At 66.1% G+C, this 327-nt stretch carries 1 protein-coding gene; it reads left to right on the top strand.

Going from position 1 to position 327, the window contains the following annotated elements; all coding sequences use genetic code 11:
* The coding region (locus AACQ43_RS22145) for a VCBS domain-containing protein (RefSeq protein ID WP_168968707.1) at positions 1–327 on the top strand (327 nt) is incomplete at both ends.

Genomic DNA, 327 nt, shown 5'->3' with positions numbered 1-327 from the left:
CGAAGGCGGTGCCTGGACCTACAACGTCGACAACAGCAAGGTGCAGTACCTGGGCGAGGGCGAGACCAAGGTGGAGACCTTTGTGGTCAAGTCCGTGGACGGCACCGAGCACACCGTCACCATCACCATCACTGGCGTCAACGATGCCGCGGTGATCACCGGCAGCGACACCGGTGGTGTGACCGAAGACGAGGCCAACCCGACGCTGACCGAGACCGGCACCCTGAGCGTCACCGACGTGGACGGCGCCGACGAGGCCAAGTTTGTGGCCGGCAACGGTGCCCCGAGTGCGGACGCACTGGGCAGCCTGACCATCACCGAAGGCGG

The sequence above is a fragment of the Aeromonas sp. DNRA1 genome (assembly GCF_963888745.1).
Taxonomy (GTDB): Bacteria; Pseudomonadota; Gammaproteobacteria; order Enterobacterales; family Aeromonadaceae; genus Aeromonas; species Aeromonas hydrophila.
The sequence above is the reverse complement of the archived record's forward strand: the minus strand, read 5'-3'. Positions and strand labels throughout refer to the sequence as shown.